Source organism: Achromobacter sp. GW823-FHT04E03, from assembly GCF_058796095.1.
In genome coordinates, this window is the sequence record NZ_JBXAIJ010000002.1 from 213,059 (window position 1) to 231,745 (window position 18,687).

Genomic DNA, 18,687 nt, shown 5'->3' on the forward strand with positions numbered 1-18,687 from the left:
CCGCCGCGGACAAGCTGGTTTAGACTGGCGTGGGCGACAGTGATCGCTATCCACTCCTATTTCGCAAGGGAAGACAGGCATGTATGAACAGTTGGCGCTGTATATCGACGGCGAATTCGTCGCCGGAGAGGGCAGGCGCACCCAGGACGTCATCAACCCGGCCACGCTGGAAGTTCTCGGCCAGCTGCCCCACGCCACCGAAGCGGATCTGGATCGCGCGCTAGCCGCCGCCCAGCGCGCGTTCGAGTCGTGGAAGAAATCCTCTCCCATGGACCGCTCGGCCATCCTGCGCAAGGTTGCGACGCTGTCGCGCGAACGCGCCCAGGAAATCGGCCGCAACATGACGCTGGACCAGGGCAAGCCGCTGGCGGAAGCCGTGGGCGAAGTCACCTCCTGCGCCGAACACGCCGACTGGCACGCCGAGGAATGCCGTCGCATCTACGGCCGCGTGGTCCCGCCGCGCAATCCTGACGTGCGCCAGATCGTGGTGCGCGAACCCATCGGCGTCTGCGCCGCGTTCACGCCCTGGAACTTCCCGTACAACCAGGCCATCCGCAAGATCGCCGCCGCCATCGGCGCCGGCTGCACGGTAGTGCTGAAGGGTCCCGAGGACTCGCCCAGCGCCGTCATGGCCATTGCGCGCATGTTCCACGACGCCGGCCTGCCCAAGGGCTGCCTGAACATCGTCTGGGGCGAACCCGCCAAGATCTCCGACTACCTGATCCGCTCGCCCATCGTGCGCAAGGTGTCGTTCACCGGCTCCGTGCCGGTGGGCAAGCAGCTGGCCGCGCTGGCCGGCGCCCACATGAAGCGCGTCACCATGGAACTGGGCGGCCACTCGCCCGTGCTGGTGTTCGACGACGCCGACATCGACCGCGCCGCCACCATGCTGGCCAAGTTCAAGGTCCGCAACGCCGGCCAGGTGTGCGTGTCGCCGACCCGCTTCTATGTCCAGAACGGCGCCTACGAGCAGTTCCTCGCGCGCTTCTCCGAAGTGCTGAAGAACATCAAGGTCGGCGACGGCCTGGAAGCCGGCACCGACATGGGCCCGCTGGCGCACGAGCGCCGCGTCCCCGCCATGAGCGCCTTCATCGACGACGCCAAGAAGCACGGCGGCAAGGTGGTGGTCGGCGGCGGCCCGCTGGACCGCAAGGGCTTCTTCTTCGCCCCCACGGTCGTGACCGAAGTGCCCGACAACTCCATGCTGATGACCGAGGAGCCCTTCGGCCCGGTCGCGCCGGTGGTCCGTTTCACGGATACCGATGAAGTGCTGCGCCGCGCGAACAGCCTGCCCTTCGGCCTGTCGTCCTACGTGTTCACGAACTCGCTGCAGACGGCCACCAAGGTCTCCAACGGCCTTGAAGCCGGCATGGTCAACATCAACCACTTCGGCAGCGCCCTGGCCGAGACGCCCTTCGGCGGCATCAAGGACAGCGGCATCGGCAGCGAAGGCGGTCTGGAAACGTTCGACGGCTACCTGGTCACGAAGTTCATCACGCACATCTGACCTGGCAGTGACAACAAAGCCCCGCAGGATTTCTGCGGGGCTTTTTTTTGCCTCATGCCTGGAGAACCGGGCCGGGATGTCCGCGGCAGAAGGCCGCTCAGGAACTTGCCCGCAAATCGCGCGGCGTCATGCCAAAGCGGCGCTTGAACAGTCGGCTGAAATGCGAGGGGTGCGAGAAACCCACCTGATAGGCCAGTTCGGCAATGCTGCGGTGGCTGTGCTGCGGGCTCAACAAAAGCTCGCGGCACTTGTCGAGCCGCTGGTCGAAGATGAAGGATTCCACCGACAGGCCGCCCGCGCGCAGGATGCGATGCAGATAGGCCACCGACAAGCCGCAGCCCTGCGCCACCTGCTGCGGGGACAACGCGGGATCCGCCAAATGCTGGCGGATGTAGGCCAGCACGCGCTGCCGATGCGCCAGCGTGACGCTGCTGTCCGACTCCGATGCATGCCCCTGCCCTGATTGCACCAGAAACAGCACGATCAGGTCGATCAGGCGCTCGCCCAGTTCCGCCGCCTCGACATCCGACCAGCCGTCCACGCCTTTGAACAAGTGGTCCATGTAGCTGGCCAGCAAAGCGCCGCGCGGCGAACCGTCGTCGACGCGCAGCTTGTAGAAGGCGCCGACGCGGGAATCGCGCTGCAATAGCGCGCTGCGCGGAAAAGACACGCTCAGGCTGCGGTACCCCGCAGCGCCCTGTGCCGTGGCCTGGTAGGGCAGGCTCTGGTTCATCAGATAGACGCAGCCGGGTTCGACCTGGAACTCCCGCCCCTGCTGCTGCACAACCAGAGGTCCCGCCAGCGGCAGACCGAAGGTATAGAACTCCTGATCCAGGCGCGACACGTTGCCGGCGGTGCGCTCCAGCTTCTGTCCCTGGTAATGGAGGTCGTTGAACTGCAGGCTGCCCCGCCGCGCGTAGCGCACATGTCCGGCGAAATTGTCGGGCCGGCCGCCATGCACCTCGAAGGGACCGAACGCGTGCGACAACGCCGCGCGCCATTCGTCGCGCCGGTCAGCGCCAGCGCTGGCCGAAATGGCGAATTCCGTATCGGACATGGTTCGGTCTCCTTGGACGCCTGCGCCGCGGCCGGGCGCTCGTGATCCTGCGTCTACATATTCTTGACTCACCCTGCTGCGGGGTGTCCGGCGCCTTGAAGGCGCGCTTGGCGCAAGTCTATATTCAGCCCGATAAGCACACAACCTGGACAACCCGGGAGGAGACTCATGGCACCAGCGCCCGCACCAGCCGGCCGCCACGCGCCGGCTTCGCGCTATCTGCGCTGCGCAGGCCGCGAGCTGCATTACACCGAATGGGGCGCCGCGGACGCGCCCCCCGTCATCATGTGGCATGGCCTGGCCCGCACTGGCCGCGACTTCGACGACCTGGCGCAGGCGCTGGCGGACGACTACCGCATCATCTGCCCGGACGCGATCGGCCGCGGCCTGTCGCAATGGAGCCCCGACCCGGTCGCCGAATACCAGCTCGACTTCTATGCAACGCTGGCCCGCGCCCTGGCGGACGGGCTGTCGCTGGATCGCGTGCGCTGGGTGGGAACGTCCATGGGCGGCGCCACCGGCATGCACGCTGCCGCCACGACCCTGCGCGACCGGATCTCGCACCTGGTCGTCAATGACATCGGGCCCGAACTGCCGCAGGCCGCCATCGACCGCATCGTGGCCTATGTCGGCGCGCCGCCGGCCTTCGATACGGTCACCGAACTCGAAGCCTGGCTGCGCGTCGCCTATAAGCCCTACGGCTGGCAGAGCGACGAGCAATGGCGCCGTATGGCAGAAACATCCGTGCGCCGGCTGCCGGACGGCCGGATCACCCTGCACTACGATCCGGCCATCGTCGGCCAGTTCAGCAACCACCCGCGGGACTACGACCGCTGGAATGGTTACGACTCGCTGCGCATGCCGCTGCTGTTGCTGCGCGGCGCCGATTCGGACCTGCTGCTGCCCGAAGTCGCCGACGCCATGACCCGCCGCGGGCCGCGCGCGCAGCGCATCGACTTCCCCGATTGCGGCCACGCCCCTGCTCTCAATGTCGCTGCGCAGATCGACGCCATCCGCCAGTTCCTTGCCACGCCGGACCACACGGCGGCTGACCGCCCCCAATAACAGGAGATACCCATGAAACGCGTCCTGCTCGCCGCGCTCGCCGGCCTCTGCATGAATTCCGCCATCGCGGCGAAAGACTTCGTCGTCGCCCACGTCTACGACAAGACCGGCCCCCTGGAGGCCTACGCCAAGCAAACCCAGAACGGCCTGATGCTGGGGCTGGAATATGCGACGCAAGGCACCATGACGGTCGCCGGGCGCAAGATCCGCGTGATCGAAAAAGACAACCAGGGCAAGCCCGACGTGGCGCGCGCGCAGTTGGCCTCGGCCTACGCGGACGACAACGCCGACATCGCCGTCGGCCCCACCTCTTCCGGCGTCGCGCTGGCGATGCTGCCCATCGCCGAGGAGTACGAAAAGATCCTGCTGGTCGAACCCGCGGTGGCGGATTCGATCACGGGCGACAAGTGGAACAAGTACATCTTCCGCACCGGCCGCAATTCGTCGCAGGACGCCATCGCCAACGCGGTCGCCTTCGACCAGGCCGGCACCTCGATCGCCATGCTGGCGCAGGACTACGCCTTCGGCCGCGACGGCGTGAAGGCGTTCAAGGGCGCCTTGAAGAACGCCAAGATCGTGCACGAGGAATACCTGCCCGCCAACGCCACCGACTTCACCGCCGGCGCGCAGCGCCTGTTCGATGCGTTGAAGGACAAGCCGGGCCGCAAGATCATCTTCATCCTGTGGGCGGGCGCGGGCAACCCGTTCAAGATCGCCGACCTGGACCCCAAGCGCTTCGGCATCGAGATCGCCACGGGCGGCAACACGCTGGCCGCGATGACGCCGCTGAAGTCGCTGGCGGGCATGGAAGGCGCCACCTATTACTACTACGGCATCCCCAAGAATCCGATCAACGACTGGCTGGTGGCGGAGCACCAGAAGCGCTACGGCCAGCCGCCGGACTTCTTCACCGCAGGCGGCATGGCCTCGGGCATCGCCATCGCCACCGCGCTGGCCAAGACCAAGGGCGACTCCGATACCGACACACTGATCAAGGCCATGGAAGGCATGAGCTTCGAGACGCCCAAGGGCAAGATGACCTTCCGCCCCGAGGACCACCAGGCCATGCAGTCCATGTACCACTTCCGCATCAAGAACGATCCGTCGGTGCCGTGGGCCGTGCAGGACCTGGTCAAGGAAATCACGCCGGACCAGATGTCGGTGCCGATCCAGAACAAACGCTGAGCGCGCAGTCCATCCATGCTGGAAACCCAATCGCTCACGATCCGTTTCGGCGGACACGTGGCGGTCAATGAAGTCAGCTGCAGCTTTGCGCCTGGCACCCTGACCGCCATAGTCGGCCCAAACGGCGCGGGCAAGACCACCTACTTCAACCTGATCTCCGGGCAGCTGCGCGCCAGCGCCGGGACGGTGCGCCTGAACGGGCGCGACCTGACCCCGCTGGCCGCCCCCGCGCGCATGCATGCGGGACTGGGGCGTGCCTTTCAGCTGACCCAGCTGTTCCCGCGCCTGAGCGTGCATGAGAACGTGCGCCTGGCCCTGCAATCGCGCCAGCAAGGCATGAGCTGGCGCCAGATCCGGTTCTGGCGCACCTGGAGCGACGACCGGGGCCTGATCGAACGCGCCGACGCGCTGCTGGAACGCACCCGCCTGTCCGCGCGCCGTGACCAGCCTGCCGCCGACTTGCCGCACGGCGACCAGCGCAAGCTGGAGATCGCCATGCTGATCGCGCTGGAGCCGCAGGTTTTCATGTTCGACGAACCGACGGCAGGCATGAGCGTGGACGACGTGCCCGTCGTGCTGGACCTGATCCGCGAACTCAAGAACGATCCGACGAAAACGATTCTGCTCGTGGAGCACAAGATGGACGTGGTGCGCGAACTGGCGGACCGCATCGTGGTGCTGCACAACGGCCAGCTGATGGCCGACGGCGACCCGGCGGCGGTGATCGCCTCGCCCATCGTGCAGCAGGCCTATCTGGGCGTGAGCCCGGCGGAGAAGGCGGCATGACGCAGGCGTTGCTGGAATTGAAGAACGTGCACACGCACATCGGCGCGTACCACATCCTGCACGGCGTGGACCTGGCGGTCGCGCCGGCGGCCGTGACCATGCTGCTGGGCCGCAACGGCGCCGGCAAGACCACCACGCTGCGCACCATCATGGGATTGTGGCGCGCATCGCAAGGCCAGGTGCGCTTTGACGGCACGCCCGTCGGCGGCCCGGGCACGCGCACCTCGCCGCCCGACATGGCACGCATGGGCATGGCTTACGTGCCCGAAAGCATGGGCATCTTCGCCGACCTGTCCGTGAAGGAGAACATCCTGCTCGCGGCGCGCCAGGCCAGGAACGCCAGCCAGCTGGATACGGCGCGGCTGGAATGGATTTTCGGGTTCTTTCCGGCATTGAAGAAGTTCTGGCTACATCCCGCCGGCAAGCTGTCGGGCGGTCAAAAGCAGATGCTGGCCGTGGCGCGCGCCATCATCGAGCCGCGCCGGCTGCTGCTGGTGGACGAGCCCAGCAAAGGCCTGGCGCCCGCCATCATCCAGAACATGATCGACGCCTTCATTGAACTGAAGCAGGCGTCCACCACCATCCTGCTGGTCGAGCAGAACTTCAACTTCGCGCGCCTGGTCGGCGATCACGTCGCCGTGATGGACAACGGCCGCGTCGTCCATGCAGGCGGCATGGCCGAACTGGCCGCGGACGATGAACTACAGACGCGCCTCTTGGGCCTGTCGCTGGGAAGCCATCAATGAGCACGCTCGAACTCGATACCCCGCTGCCGCGCGTGCGCGCGGACCTGCGCCCCGTGCTGCTGGTGGTCGCACTGGCCGCACTTGCCCTGCCCCTGGTGGGTTCCTTCTCCACCTGGGTCACCCTGACCCTGGCGGGGCTGGCCATGGGCATGATCATCTTCATCGTGGCCTCGGGCATGACGCTGGTCTTCGGCCTGATGGACGTGTTGAACTTCGGCCACGGCCTGTTCATCGCAATCGGCGCGTACATGGCCGCAACCGTGCTGGGCTCCATGGCCGACTGGACCCAGTCGGGCAGCTTGTGGATCAACCTGGGCGCGGTGCTGCCCGCCATGATCGTCGGCATGCTGGTCGCGGGCGCAGTGGGCCTGGCGTTCGAACGCGTCATCGTGCGGCCTGTCTACGGCCAGCATCTGAAGCAGATCCTCATCACCATGGGCGGCATGATCATCGGCGAGGAGATCATCAAGATGCTGTGGGGTCCGCAGACGATTTCCCTGCCGCTGCCCGAGGCGCTGCGCGGCGCATTCCTGCTGGGCGATGCCGCCATCGAGAAGTTCCGCATTGTCGCCCTGCTGACGGGGCTGCTGGTGCTGGCCGGCATGCTGTGGCTGCTCAACCGAACCAAGCTGGGCCTTCTGATCCGCGCTGGCGTCGAGGACCGCGAGATGGTGGAAAGCCTGGGCTACCGCATCCGTCATCTGTTCGTCGGCGTGTTCGTGGCCGGCTCGATGCTGGCGGGACTGGGCGGCGTGCTATGGGGCATGTACCAGCAATCGGTCGTGCCGCAGCTGGGCGCGCAGGTCAACGTGCTGATCTTCATCGTCATCATGATCGGCGGCCTGGGTTCCACTGTGGGCTGCCTGATCGGCGCGCTGCTGGTGGGGCTGATGGCCAACTACACCGGCTTCCTGCTGCCCAAGGCCGCCCTGTTCTCGAACATCGCGCTGATGGTCGCCATCTTGCTGTGGCGTCCCCAAGGCGTGTACCCGGTCACGAATCGCTAGGAACCGCCGACATGTCCGTACGCCTGCTTTCCGGCGATCCTCCGCGCAGCACGCTGCTGGCCCTGGCGCTTATCGCCATCGTGGCCCTGCTTGCCGCCGCACCCTTCCTCTTTCCCGGTCCCAAGTCGCTGGCGGTGGCCGCGAAGATCCTGGTGTTCGTGATCCTGGTCGCGAGCTATGACTTGCTGCTGGGCTACACCGGCATCGTCAGCTTTGCGCACACCATGTTCTTCGGCATCGGCGCGTATGGCGTGGCGATCGCCAGCATCCGCATGGAACCGGGCTGGACCGCGGTGTTCGCAGGCCTGGGCGGCGGCCTGGTGGTATCGCTTGCGTTCGCCTTGCTGATCGGCCTGGCCAGCCTGCGCGTGCGCGCGATCTTCTACGCCATGATCACCCTGGCCGTCGCTGCGGCGTTCCAGACGCTGGTGTCGCAATTGTCCGATCTGACGGGTGGCGAGGATGGGCTGAACTTCAAGGTGCCGCAGATGCTGCGGCCGGCCTTCCGGCCTTTCTCGGAGCAGATCTTCGGCGTGACGGTGGACGGCCGCGTCATCACCTACTACCTGATCGCAGCGGTCTGCGTGGTGCTGTTCCTGCTGTTGCTGCGCATCGTGAATTCGCCCTTCGGCCGGGTGTTGCAAGCCATACGCGAGAACCCGTTCCGCGCCGAAGCCATCGGCTACCGCACGGTGCTTTACCGCAGCCTGTCCAATCTGCTGGCGGCCGCCTTCGCCACGCTTGCGGGCGCCATGTACGCGCTCTGGCTGCGCTACAACGGCCCGGATACCTCGCTGTCGTTCGAGATCATGCTCAACATTCTGCTGATGCTGGTGATCGGCGGGATGGGCACCATGTACGGCGCCGTGGTGGGCGCAAGCCTGTTCGTGTTCGCGCAGAGCTATCTGCAAGATGGGCTCCACGTGATCCACGACGCGGTGTCGGGCGTGGCGCCGTTGGCGCTGCTGTTCGAGCCAGACCGGTGGCTGTTGTGGCTGGGAATCCTGTTCGTGGTGTCGGTCTATTACTTCCCGACGGGAATCGCGGGGCGGTTGCGGGAACTGGCGCGGCGCCCTTGACGGGGCCGGCCCTCAGCGGCCACGCTGCCCCAACGCATCGGCCTCGCGCCGCAATCCGTCGACGCGCCGCTGCATGTCATCCAGGCTGCGGCGCGTGTCCTGGGCGCCGCGGTCCAGCTGCGAACCGGACGGGGTCGGCGTCAGAGCCGGCATGGTCATGTCCCCGCCCGGCTTCAATGGAATCATCGTCGGCGGATGCGATCCGGCCGCAGGCTTCTCGCTGAAGAGCTTCTCCAGCATCCGCATCTGTTCCCTGCGTTCCCCGATGGCCCGATCCTGGTCCATCAAGGCCTGCTCATTCGCGTCTTCAGTGCCGAAGATCGCCGCGTGATCGCGCGACAGGCCGTCCATGCGTACCCTGGCATCGGGACCGGCGTCGAGCAAGGCGCGGCCCAGGGCTGCAGGATCCTGCGCCGGCGATGGCTGCTGTCCCGACGGCGCGGCAGTCTGAGCGGCGGCCGGCAGCGCCGCCATCCATGCGCAAGCCATCAACAAGCCAAACCGCGCCGCATTCATGAAACCGCGCATGATGTCCTGATTCCTGAGTTCGAAGCAAAAGATCCGGGCGAAAAAAAACGGCAAGGGTTTGATCCCTTGCCGTCTTATATCAGAACGGCGCGCCGTTCCGATGTACTGCTTTACTTAGATGATACGTGCGGCTTCAACCAGACGCACCACGCGCCACGACTTCGAGCGCGAGATGGGACGGCCTTCAGCGATTTCAACCGTATCGCCTTCGTTGTACTGGTTCGATTCATCGTGCGCCTTGTACTTCGCGGAACGCATGATGATCTTGCCGAAGATGGGGTGCTTGACGCGGCGCTCAACGAGCACGACGACAGTCTTGTCCATCTTGTTGCTGACGACCTTGCCAACCAGCGTGCGCTGGCGCTTGGCCACTTGGGTGTTTTGAGTTTCGCTCATCTTTATTTCCCTGCCTTCTCGGTCAGCAAGGTACGAACGCGCGCGATGTCGCGACGCACGTTGCGCAGCTGGCTGGTGTTGGCCAGTTGCTGCGTGGCCTTCTGCATGCGCAGACCGAATTGTGCCTTCAGCAGGCTTTCGAGCTCTTTGCCGAGCTCGGCGGCATCTTTCGAACGGAGTTCGCTAGCTTTCATGTTAGTACTCCTTAAGCACCGATATGACGCGCGACGAACGTGGTCGAAATCGGCAGCTTGGCAGCGGCCAGGCGGAAAGCTTCACGCGCGAGCTCTTCGCTAACCCCTTCCATTTCGTAGAGCACCTTGCCGGGCTGAATTTCAGCAACCCAGTACTCCGGGTTGCCCTTACCGTTACCCATACGGACTTCGGCAGGCTTCTGCGAGATGGGCTTATCCGGGAAAATGCGAATCCAGATACGGCCGCCACGCTTGATGTGACGATTGATGGCACGACGAGCAGCTTCGATCTGGCGAGCGGTCAGACGGCCACGGCCGGTGGCCTTCAGACCGAATTCGCCGAACGACACGTGGGTACCACGGGTCGCCAGACCGGTGTTGCGGCCCTTCTGCTCTTTGCGATACTTTCTGCGAGAGGGTTGCAGCATGGTTATTCTCCTTCAGGCGCCGGAGCAGCGTCCGCCTTGCGGGGACCACCACGACCACGACCACCCGGACGACCGGTGCGAGCACCGTCCGGACGATCACCACGCGGAGCGCGGCGCGGACGACGTTCTTCTTCGCGCGGGGCAGCGGTTTCCGGCGGCAATTCGCCGTTGGCCAGCATGTCGCCCTTGTAGACCCAGACCTTGATGCCGATCACGCCATAGGTCGTGTGGGCTTCAGAGGTGCCGTAGTCGATGTTGGCCTTCAGGGTGTGCAGCGGCACACGGCCTTCGCGATACCACTCGGTGCGAGCAATTTCGATACCGTTCAGACGGCCCGAGCTCATGATCTTGATGCCTTGGGCACCCAGACGCATGGCGTTCTGCATCGCGCGCTTCATGGCGCGACGGAACATGATGCGCTTCTCGAGCTGTTGCGAGATCGAGTCGGCGATCAGTTGAGCATCGGTTTCCGGCTTGCGGATTTCTTCGATGTTGACGTGCACGGGCACGCCCATCAGACGCTGCAGATCAGCCTTCAGGCTTTCGATGTCTTCGCCGCGCTTGCCGATCACCACGCCCGGACGAGCCGAGTAGACGGTGATGCGGGCATTCTTGGCGGGACGCTCGATGATCACGCGACCGACGGAGGCGCTCTTGAGCTTCTTCTTCAGGTACTCGCGAACGCGAATGTCTTCGGCCAGCATCGAGCCGAAGGCCTTGTCGTCGGCGAACCAACGCGAGGACCAATTACGGGTGACCGCGAGACGGAACCCAGTGGGGTGAATTTTCTGACCCATCGTGACTCCTTAAGCTCCGACCTTGACCGTGATGTGGCAGGTCTGCTTCTCGATACGGTTGCCGCGGCCCTTGGCGCGAGCGGAGAAGCGCTTCATCGACTGAGCCTTGTCCACGAAGATCGTGGTGACTTTCAGTTCGTCGATGTCGGCGCCGTCATTGTGCTCGGCGTTGGCGATGGCGGATTCGACAGCCTTCTTCAGGATGGCGGCCGCCTTCTTCGGCGAGAAGGTGAGGATGTTCAGCGCTTGCGAGACGGACTTGCCGCGGATCAGGTCCGCAACCAGTCGGGTCTTTTGAGCGGAGATGTGAACCCCACGGATAATGGCAGTAGTTTCCATCGCTTACCTCTTCGCCTTCTTGTCCGCGGCGTGACCCTTGAACGTACGGGTCAGCGCGAACTCGCCCAGCTTGTGACCGACCATGTTCTCGTTGATGTAAACGGGAACGTGCTGCTTGCCGTTGTGCACAGCGATCGTCAGACCGATGAACTCGGGCAGGATCGTGGAGCGACGCGACCAGGTCTTGATCGGCTTCTTGTCTTTGCCCGCGACGGCCGTGTCCACCTTTTTGATCAGGTGAGCATCGACAAACGGGCCTTTCTTGATCGAACGTGACATAGTGTTCGCCTCTTACTTGCGCTTGCGCCGTTGGACGATCATATTGTTCGTCCGCTTGTTGCGACGGGTCTTGTAACCCTTCGCCGGAGTGCCCCACGGGCTGACCGGTTCGCGTGCTTCGCCGGTACGGCCTTCGCCGCCACCGTGCGGGTGATCCACCGGGTTCATGGCAACGCCACGAACCGTCGGGCGGACACCGCGCCAACGCATTGCACCGGCCTTGCCGATTTGGCGCAGGCTGTGTTCTTCGTTACCGACTTCACCGATGGTGGCGCGGCATTCGATGTGCACACGGCGGACTTCACCCGAGCGCAGACGCACTTGAGCGTAGATGCCTTCGCGAGCCAGCAGGACGGCGGAAGCGCCGGCCGAACGGACCATCTGGGCACCCTTGCCAGGCAGCATTTCGACGCAGTGAATCGTCGTACCCACCGGGATGTTGCGGATCGGCAGCGTGTTGCCAGCGCGGATCGGGGCTTCGACGCCCGACAGCAGCGTGGCGCCAACTTCCAGACCGCGCGGAGCGATGATGTAGCGACGTTCGCCGTCGGCGTAGCACAGCAGAGCGATGTGCGCCGTACGGTTGGGGTCATATTCCAGACGCTCGACCTTTGCCGGGATGCCATCCTTGTCGCGACGGAAGTCGACGACGCGGTAGTGCTGCTTGTGGCCACCGCCACGATGACGGATCGTGATGTGACCGTTGTTGTTACGGCCAGAACCACGGGTCTTCTTTTCCAGCAGCGGCGCGTAGGGCTCACCCTTGTGCAGGTTCGGGCTGACAACCTTCACCATGCCACGGCGGCCAGCCGAAGTCGGCTTAACTTTTACGAGGGCCATTTACTTCACCTCCGCAAAGTCGATTTCCTGGCCGTCCTTGAGCGACACGTAAGCCTTGCGCTCATTGCGACGACGGCCAACGAATCGGCCAAAGCGCTTGACTTTGCCCTTACGGTTGAGGACCTGCACGGACTCGACCTGCACCTTGAAGAGCAGTTCGACGGCAGCCTTGATTTCCGGCTTGGTAGCGTCAGCCACGACACGGAAAGCGACTTGCTGATTCTTCTCGGCAACGAAGGTGGCCTTTTCGGTCACGATCGGGGCCAGAATGACTTGCATCAAGCGTTCAGCGTTCATCCCAGCATCTCCTCGAGTTGAGCGATGGCCGGCTTGGTGATCAGCACTTTCTTGTAGTGGACCAGCGACAACGGATCGGCATAACGGGGCTCGACAACAGCAACGTGCGGCAGGTTGCGGGTGGCGAGGTAAACATTTTCATCAACGCTGTCGGTGATGATCAGGACCGAGTCCAGGCCCAGGCTCTTCAGCTTGGCAGCTGCGTCCTTGGTCTTGGGCGATGCCAGATCAAACGATTCGACGACGGCGATGCGGTCTTCGCGAGCGAGCTGCGACAGGATCGAACGGATCCCGGCGCGGTACATCTTCTTGTTGACCTTCTGGCTGAAGTTCTCTTCGGGCGAGTTCGGGAAAATCCGACCACCGCCACGCCACAGCGGCGACGAAGTCATACCGGCGCGAGCGCGGCCGGTACCCTTCTGGCGCCAGGGCTTCTTGGTCGAGTGCTTGACTTCAGTGCGATCCTTCTGAGCGCGGTTACCCGAACGGGCGTTGGCTTGGAAAGCCACCACGATCTGATGAATCAGCGCTTCGTTGAAGTCACGGCCGAAGATGGTGTCCGGTGCGCTGAACGTAGCAGCGGCCTGACCTTGGTCGTTCAGGAGCTTGAGATCCATTTACTTACGCTCCCTTCTTGGCCGGGGCCTTGATGGCCGGGCGCACGACGATGTCGGCGCCAGCGTGGCCGGGGACAGCGCCCTTGACCAGCAGCAGGCCGCGCTCAACGTCAACGCGAACGACGTCGAGGTTTTGAACGGTGCGGGTGACATCACCCAGGTGACCGGCCATGCGCTTACCCGGGAAAATACGGCCCGGATCTTGAGCTTGACCAATCGAGCCCGGGACGCGGTGCGAACGGGAGTTACCGTGCGACGCGCGCTGCGAACCGAAGTTGTGACGCTTGATGGTACCGGCGAAGCCTTTACCAATGGTGGTGCCCGTGACGTCGACCTGTTGGCCGGCCTCGAACACCGATTCCACGGCGATCACGGAACCGGCCGCAAATTCAGCGGCGCGAGCGGGATCAAGGCGGAATTCTTTGAGGATGCTACCGGCTTCAGCGCCGGCTTTGGCGTAGTGGCCCGTTTGCGGCTGAGCCACACGCGAGGCACGACGAGTGCCATAAGCCACTTGGATCGCGGCGTAGCCGTCGGTTTCCAGCGACTTAACTTGGGTCACGCGGTTGTTCGACACGTCCAGCACGGTCACCGGGATGGATTCACCTTCCTCGGTAAAAATGCGGGTCATGCCGACCTTGCGACCCACCAGCCCCAGCCGGTGAGCGGCGGGCGTGGGTGTCGAATTCGACATCGTTTTCTCCATTCCCGACTGCGATTGGTCGGGGCTAATCAGGCAAAAGGTAACGGCCTTTGCCCTACGACTATGTTCAACCTGGTACGAATTCCGGCGGGGGCCGCCTTTCTTTTTCCCATAGTTGCTCTTGCCACAAAATGGCAAGCTTCGCATATTAGCACGTTTTTTCCAGTGGACACAAGCACTTAGCGCGCTTCGGGCCCACTGCAAAGGGCAAATTCACCACAGCCAGCATAAGCAGACCGCCTTGGCGGCGTTGGCTGGGGCTGAATCCGGTAGTGAGCGCCTGCTAACAAAATCCGGAAGGAAACGTTTGGGCGCCCTGCCCGCCCGGAACCGGGCGTCGCGCTCAGCGGTTCCAAAGCAAAATGGCCGCACTCCCGAGGGATGCGGCCATTTTTATTTCGTGCCTGCCGGCGAAGGTAGCAGGCCCGAAGCGCTTTATTACTGCAGCGCGATTTCGACGTCGACGCCGGCCGGCAGGTCCAGACGCATCAGAGCGTCAACGGTCTTGTCGGTGGGATCAACGATGTCCATCAGGCGCTGGTGCGTACGGATTTCGAACTGGTCGCGCGACGTCTTGTTGACGTGCGGCGAGCGCAGGACGTCGTAGCGACGGATACGCGTGGGCAGCGGCACCGGACCGCGGACAACTGCGCCGGTACGCTTGGCGGTATCGACGATTTCAGCGGCCGATTGATCGATCAGCTTGTAATCGAAGGCTTTCAAGCGGATACGGATCTTTTGGTTTTTCATGGCGTTTCCTAAAGAACGAGAGGCGAAGGCGACGAGGCCGCCCTCGCTGGTTGTGTGCTGCTTAAGTGATCCGAATTACTTCAGGATCTTGGCGACGACGCCGGCGCCGACGGTACGACCGCCTTCACGGATGGCGAAACGCAGGCCTTCTTCCATGGCGATGGGGGCCAGCAGCTTGACCGTCATGGCCACGTTGTCGCCCGGCAGAACCATTTCCTTGTCGGCCGGCAGTTCGATCGTGCCCGTCACGTCCGTCGTGCGGAAGTAGAACTGGGGACGATAGCCTTGGAAGAACGGGGTGTGACGGCCGCCTTCTTCCTTGGACAGGATGTACACCTCGGAGGTGAAGTCGGTGTGCGGGGTGATCGAGCCCGGCTTGGCCAGAACTTGGCCGCGCTGGACGTCTTCACGCTTGGTGCCGCGCAGCAGGATGCCCACGTTGTCGCCGGCTTGACCTTGGTCCAGCAGCTTGCGGAACATTTCCACGCCCGTGCAGGTCGTCTTGACCGTCGGAACGATACCGACGATTTCGAGTTCTTCGCCGACCTTGATCACGCCGCGTTCGATACGGCCGGTCACCACGGTGCCGCGACCCGAGATCGAGAACACGTCTTCAACCGGCATCAGGAACGTGCCGTCCACGGCGCGCTCGGGCGTCGGGATGTACGAATCCAGCGCAGCGGCCAGAGCCATGATGGCCTGTTCGCCCAGTTCGCCCTTGTCGCCTTCCAGCGCCAGCTTGGCCGAACCCTTCACGATCGGGGTGTCGTCGCCCGGGAAGTCGTACTTCGACAGCAGTTCGCGGACTTCCATTTCCACCAGCTCGAGCAGCTCGGCGTCGTCAACCATGTCAGCCTTGTTCAGGAAGACGATGATGTACGGCACGCCAACCTGGCGCGACAGCAGGATGTGTTCGCGGGTTTGCGGCATCGGGCCGTCAGCGGCCGACACGACCAGGATCGCGCCGTCCATCTGGGCGGCGCCCGTGATCATGTTCTTCACATAGTCAGCGTGGCCCGGGCAGTCAACGTGCGCGTAGTGACGCGCTTCCGTTTCGTACTCGACGTGAGCCGTGTTGATCGTGATGCCGCGAGCCTTTTCTTCAGGAGTCGCGTCGATCTGGTCGTAGCCCTTGGCTTCGCCGCCGAACTTGTTCGACAGAACGGTCGTGATGGCCGCCGTCAGGGTGGTCTTGCCGTGGTCAACGTGGCCGATGGTGCCGACGTTCACGTGCGGCTTGGTGCGTTCAAACTTGCCTTTTGCCATGATCTCTATCCTTTGACTTTCAAGGAAATTTCGATATTTGCCGCGCCGCCTTTTGGGCGGACGCGGCGAGGGTTATTTACTTGGCCCGAGCGGCGATGACTTCGTCAGCGACGTTCTTGGGAGCCTCGGAGTAATGCTTGAATTCCATCGTGTACGTGGCACGACCTTGCGTCAGCGAACGCAGGTTCGTGGCGTAACCGAACATCTCGGCCAGCGGAACTTCGGCCTTGATGGTCTTGCCGCCGCCAACCATGTCGTCCATGCCCTGAACCATGCCGCGACGCGAGGACAGATCGCCCATCACGGTGCCAGCGTAGTCTTCAGGCGTTTCGACTTCAACGGCCATCATCGGTTCCAGCAGCACGGGGCTGGCCTTGCGCAGACCTTCCTTGAATGCCATGGAGCCGGCCATCTTGAACGCGTTTTCGTTCGAGTCCACGTCGTGGTACGAACCGAAGAACAGCGTGACCTTGACGTCGACGATCGGGTAGCCAGCCAACACGCCCGAAGGCAGCGTTTCCTGGATGCCCTTGTCCACCGCGGGGATGTATTCGCGAGGAACCACACCGCCCTTGATGGCGTCCACGAATTCGTAGCCACCGCCAGGAGCCAACGGCTCGACCTTCAGAACCACGTGACCGTACTGACCGCGACCGCCCGACTGCTTGACGAACTTGCCTTCAACTTCGTCGCAGGTCTTGCGGATGGTTTCGCGGTAAGCCACCTGCGGCTTGCCGACGTTCGCTTCCACGCCGAATTCGCGCTTCATGCGGTCAACCAGAATTTCCAGGTGCAGTTCGCCCATGCCGGAAATGATGGTCTGGCCGGATTCTTCGTCGCTGCGCACGCGGAACGACGGATCTTCCTGCGCCAGGCGCGACAGCGCCAGGCCCATCTTTTCCTGGTCAGCCTTGGACTTGGGTTCCACGGCCTGCGAAATCACGGGCTCGGGGAACTCCATGCGCTCCAGCGTCACGTGCGAATCGACATCGCACAGCGTTTCGCCGGTGGTCACGTCCTTCAGGCCCACGACGGCGGCGATGTCGCCAGCCAGAACTTCCTTGATTTCCTCGCGGTTGTTCGCGTGCATCTGCAGAATGCGGCCGATACGCTCCTTCTTGCCCTTGATCGGGTTGAACACGGTGTCGCCCGACTTCAGGACGCCCGAGTACACGCGGACAAAGGTCAATTGGCCGACGAACGGGTCGGTCATCAGCTTGAACGCCAGCGACGAGAACTTCTCGCCGTCGTCAGCTTGACGCAGGACTTCGTTGCCGTTGTCATCGGTGCCTTCGACCGGCGGAATATCCACGGGCGACGGCAGGTAGTCGATGACGGCGTCGAGCATGCGCTGCACGCCCTTGTTCTTGAAGGCGGTGCCGCACAGCATCGGCTGGATTTCGCCGGCGATGGTGCGCTGACGGATGGCCAGGTTGATCTCGGCTTCTTCCAGCGAGCCGGTCTCGAGGTACTTGTTCATCAGTTCCTCGGACGACTCGGCGGCAGCTTCGACCAGCTTTTCGCGCCATTCTTCAGCCGCGCCTTGCAGTTCGGCCGGAATGTCTTCGTAGTCGAACTTGATGCCTTGGCTGGCTTCGTCCCAGATGATCGCCTTCATCTTGACCAGGTCGATCACGCCCTTGAACGTGTCTTCGGCGCCGATGGGGATCACGACGGGGACGGGGTTCGCGCGCAGGCGGTTCTTCAGCTGGTCATAGACCTTGAAGAAGTTGGCGCCGGTGCGGTCCATCTTGTTGACGAAGGCCAGACGCGGCACGCCGTACTTGTTGGCTTGGCGCCACACGGTTTCGGACTGGGGCTGAACACCGCCCACCGCGCAGTAGACCATGCAAGCACCGTCCAGGACGCGCATGGAACGTTCCACCTCAATGGTGAAGTCCACGTGTCCCGGGGTGTCGATGATGTTGATGCGGTGTTCGGGATAGTTCTTGGCCATGCCACGCCAAAACGCCGTCGTAGCAGCCGACGTAATGGTGATGCCACGCTCTTGCTCTTGTTCCATCCAGTCCATGGTGGCTGCGCCATCATGCACTTCGCCAATCTTGTGATTGACGCCGGTGTAGAACAGGATACGTTCGGTCGTGGTGGTTTTCCCTGCATCGATGTGCGCAGAGATACCAATGTTGCGATAGCGCTCGATCGGGGTTTTGCGGGCCATGGTGGGTTAGTCCTTAAATTACCAGCGGAAATGGCTGAAGGCCTTGTTGGCCTCTGCCATCTTGTGCGTGTCTTCGCGCTTCTTCATCGCGGCGCCACGACCTTCGGAGGCGTCGATCAGTTCGCCAGCAAGACGCAGATCCATCGACTTCTCGCCACGCTTCTTGGCGGCTTCACGGAGCCAACGCATAGCCAGGGCCAGGCGGCGCACGGGGCGCACTTCAACCGGCACTTGGTAGTTGGCACCGCCAACGCGGCGGCTCTTCACTTCGACGATCGGCTTGATGTTGTTGATCGCCAGGCTGAAAACTTCGATCGGCTCCTTGCCGGTCTTGGTTTGCACTTGCTCGAGGGCGCCGTAAACGATGCGCTCGGCGACGGCCTTCTTGCCGTCCAGCATGACGACGTTCATGAACTTGGCGAGTTCGACGCTGCCGAACTTGGGATCGGGCAGAATCTCGCGCTTGGGTACTTCGCGACGACGGGGCATTGTTGCTTCCTTGTGTCTGTTCAGTTGAACCGTGTTTCATTACACGGCCATGGCCGTCCATGGAGACGACCCCTTACGTGCCGCGCACATTCCCATCATCTGGATGGCGCGGTCGCACTTCCCTAGTGACGGACTTCCGCCACGCGGGGGTAC

General features: G+C 63.4%; 23 protein-coding genes. 7 read left to right on the top strand and 16 right to left on the bottom strand.

The window, feature by feature from the left end; translation table 11 throughout:
- The first annotated feature begins 79 nt into the window (after window positions 1-79).
- On the top strand, window positions 80-1,507 hold the full coding sequence (locus AC1RHV_RS12270; RefSeq protein ID WP_054457266.1) for an NAD-dependent succinate-semialdehyde dehydrogenase: 1,428 nt from the start codon (window positions 80-82) through the stop codon (window positions 1,505-1,507).
- A gap of 97 nt (window positions 1,508-1,604) precedes the next feature.
- Here AC1RHV_RS12270 and AC1RHV_RS12275 read toward each other — a convergent pair whose 3' ends face one another.
- Window positions 1,605-2,564, bottom strand: coding sequence for an AraC-like ligand-binding domain-containing protein (locus tag AC1RHV_RS12275; RefSeq protein WP_054457269.1), 960 nt, complete (start codon window positions 2,562-2,564; stop codon window positions 1,605-1,607).
- 168 nt (window positions 2,565-2,732) lie between these two features.
- On the opposite strand from AC1RHV_RS12275, the gene AC1RHV_RS12280 reads away from it, so the two are divergent.
- Genes AC1RHV_RS12280 through AC1RHV_RS12305 form a run of 6 tightly spaced genes read left to right on the top strand, consistent with a single transcriptional unit; the run spans window position 2,733 to window position 8,432 of the window.
- On the top strand, window positions 2,733-3,629 hold the full coding sequence (locus tag AC1RHV_RS12280; RefSeq protein ID WP_054457271.1) for an alpha/beta fold hydrolase: 897 nt from the start codon (window positions 2,733-2,735) through the stop codon (window positions 3,627-3,629).
- Window positions 3,630-3,641: 12 nt separating this feature from the next.
- Window positions 3,642-4,814 (top strand): substrate-binding domain-containing protein, encoded by a 1,173-nt coding sequence (locus tag AC1RHV_RS12285; protein ID WP_119449747.1) that lies wholly within the window; start codon window positions 3,642-3,644, stop codon window positions 4,812-4,814.
- A gap of 15 nt (window positions 4,815-4,829) precedes the next feature.
- Entirely contained in the window at window positions 4,830-5,600 is a 771-nt protein-coding gene (locus AC1RHV_RS12290) for an ABC transporter ATP-binding protein (RefSeq protein WP_054457275.1), read from the top strand.
- Window positions 5,597-6,346 carry an ABC transporter ATP-binding protein gene (locus AC1RHV_RS12295; protein WP_346544626.1) on the top strand — a complete coding sequence of 250 codons (750 nt, stop codon included), beginning with the start codon at window positions 5,597-5,599 and terminating at the stop codon, window positions 6,344-6,346. The genes AC1RHV_RS12290 and AC1RHV_RS12295 overlap by 4 nt, the downstream gene beginning before the upstream one ends.
- A complete protein-coding gene (locus AC1RHV_RS12300; protein WP_054457279.1) occupies window positions 6,343-7,353 on the top strand; it encodes a branched-chain amino acid ABC transporter permease in 1,011 nt (336 codons plus the stop codon). Before AC1RHV_RS12295 ends, AC1RHV_RS12300 begins: the two co-directional genes overlap by 4 nt.
- 11 nt (window positions 7,354-7,364) lie before the next feature.
- A complete protein-coding gene (locus AC1RHV_RS12305) occupies window positions 7,365-8,432 on the top strand; it encodes a branched-chain amino acid ABC transporter permease (RefSeq protein WP_054457281.1) in 1,068 nt (355 codons plus the stop codon).
- 12 nt (window positions 8,433-8,444) lie between these two features.
- On the opposite strand, the gene AC1RHV_RS12310 is transcribed toward AC1RHV_RS12305, so the two are convergent.
- The 15 genes from AC1RHV_RS12310 to rpsG all read right to left on the bottom strand — a co-directional run bounded on the left by AC1RHV_RS12310 (window position 8,445) and on the right by rpsG (window position 18,534).
- Window positions 8,445-8,960, bottom strand: coding sequence for a hypothetical protein (locus tag AC1RHV_RS12310; RefSeq protein ID WP_175160065.1), 516 nt, complete (start codon window positions 8,958-8,960; stop codon window positions 8,445-8,447).
- A gap of 114 nt (window positions 8,961-9,074) precedes the next feature.
- Complete coding sequence (gene rpsQ / locus AC1RHV_RS12315) at window positions 9,075-9,356, bottom strand: 30S ribosomal protein S17 (protein WP_006216549.1); 282 nt, start codon at window positions 9,354-9,356, stop codon at window positions 9,075-9,077.
- Window positions 9,357-9,358: 2 nt separating this feature from the next.
- Entirely contained in the window at window positions 9,359-9,550 is a 192-nt protein-coding gene (gene rpmC / locus AC1RHV_RS12320; RefSeq protein ID WP_003806912.1) for a 50S ribosomal protein L29, read from the bottom strand.
- Window positions 9,551-9,561: 11 nt separating this feature from the next.
- Window positions 9,562-9,978, bottom strand: coding sequence for a 50S ribosomal protein L16 (gene rplP, locus AC1RHV_RS12325; protein ID WP_006389610.1), 417 nt, complete (start codon window positions 9,976-9,978; stop codon window positions 9,562-9,564).
- 2 nt (window positions 9,979-9,980) lie between these two features.
- Window positions 9,981-10,775 (bottom strand): 30S ribosomal protein S3, encoded by a 795-nt coding sequence (gene rpsC / locus AC1RHV_RS12330; protein WP_042795906.1) that lies wholly within the window; start codon window positions 10,773-10,775, stop codon window positions 9,981-9,983.
- A gap of 9 nt (window positions 10,776-10,784) precedes the next feature.
- On the bottom strand, window positions 10,785-11,114 hold the full coding sequence (gene rplV / locus AC1RHV_RS12335) for a 50S ribosomal protein L22 (protein ID WP_043541551.1): 330 nt from the start codon (window positions 11,112-11,114) through the stop codon (window positions 10,785-10,787).
- A 3-nt stretch (window positions 11,115-11,117) separates the two neighbouring features.
- Window positions 11,118-11,393 (bottom strand): 30S ribosomal protein S19, encoded by a 276-nt coding sequence (gene rpsS / locus AC1RHV_RS12340; RefSeq protein ID WP_006216555.1) that lies wholly within the window; start codon window positions 11,391-11,393, stop codon window positions 11,118-11,120.
- 12 nt (window positions 11,394-11,405) lie between these two features.
- Window positions 11,406-12,233: a 50S ribosomal protein L2 gene (rplB, locus tag AC1RHV_RS12345; RefSeq protein WP_054457285.1), complete on the bottom strand. Its 828-nt coding sequence runs from the start codon at window positions 12,231-12,233 to the stop codon at window positions 11,406-11,408.
- Window positions 12,234-12,530, bottom strand: a complete 297-nt coding sequence (gene rplW / locus AC1RHV_RS12350; RefSeq protein ID WP_006216557.1) for a 50S ribosomal protein L23 — start codon at window positions 12,528-12,530, stop codon at window positions 12,234-12,236.
- On the bottom strand, window positions 12,527-13,147 hold the full coding sequence (gene rplD, locus AC1RHV_RS12355) for a 50S ribosomal protein L4 (protein WP_013397019.1): 621 nt from the start codon (window positions 13,145-13,147) through the stop codon (window positions 12,527-12,529). Before rplD ends, rplW begins: the two co-directional genes overlap by 4 nt.
- A 4-nt stretch (window positions 13,148-13,151) precedes the next feature.
- A complete protein-coding gene (gene rplC / locus AC1RHV_RS12360) occupies window positions 13,152-13,841 on the bottom strand; it encodes a 50S ribosomal protein L3 (RefSeq protein ID WP_008168945.1) in 690 nt (229 codons plus the stop codon).
- 447 nt (window positions 13,842-14,288) lie between these two features.
- A complete protein-coding gene (gene rpsJ, locus AC1RHV_RS12365; protein WP_003806903.1) occupies window positions 14,289-14,600 on the bottom strand; it encodes a 30S ribosomal protein S10 in 312 nt (103 codons plus the stop codon).
- Between the two features lie 75 nt (window positions 14,601-14,675).
- On the bottom strand, window positions 14,676-15,866 hold the full coding sequence (gene tuf / locus AC1RHV_RS12370) for an elongation factor Tu (protein WP_119449751.1): 1,191 nt from the start codon (window positions 15,864-15,866) through the stop codon (window positions 14,676-14,678).
- Between the two features lie 76 nt (window positions 15,867-15,942).
- Window positions 15,943-18,045, bottom strand: coding sequence for an elongation factor G (gene fusA / locus AC1RHV_RS12375; RefSeq protein ID WP_054459383.1), 2,103 nt, complete (start codon window positions 18,043-18,045; stop codon window positions 15,943-15,945).
- A gap of 18 nt (window positions 18,046-18,063) precedes the next feature.
- Window positions 18,064-18,534, bottom strand: a complete 471-nt coding sequence (gene rpsG / locus AC1RHV_RS12380) for a 30S ribosomal protein S7 (RefSeq protein ID WP_006216561.1) — start codon at window positions 18,532-18,534, stop codon at window positions 18,064-18,066.
- Window positions 18,535-18,687: the final 153 nt, after the last annotated feature.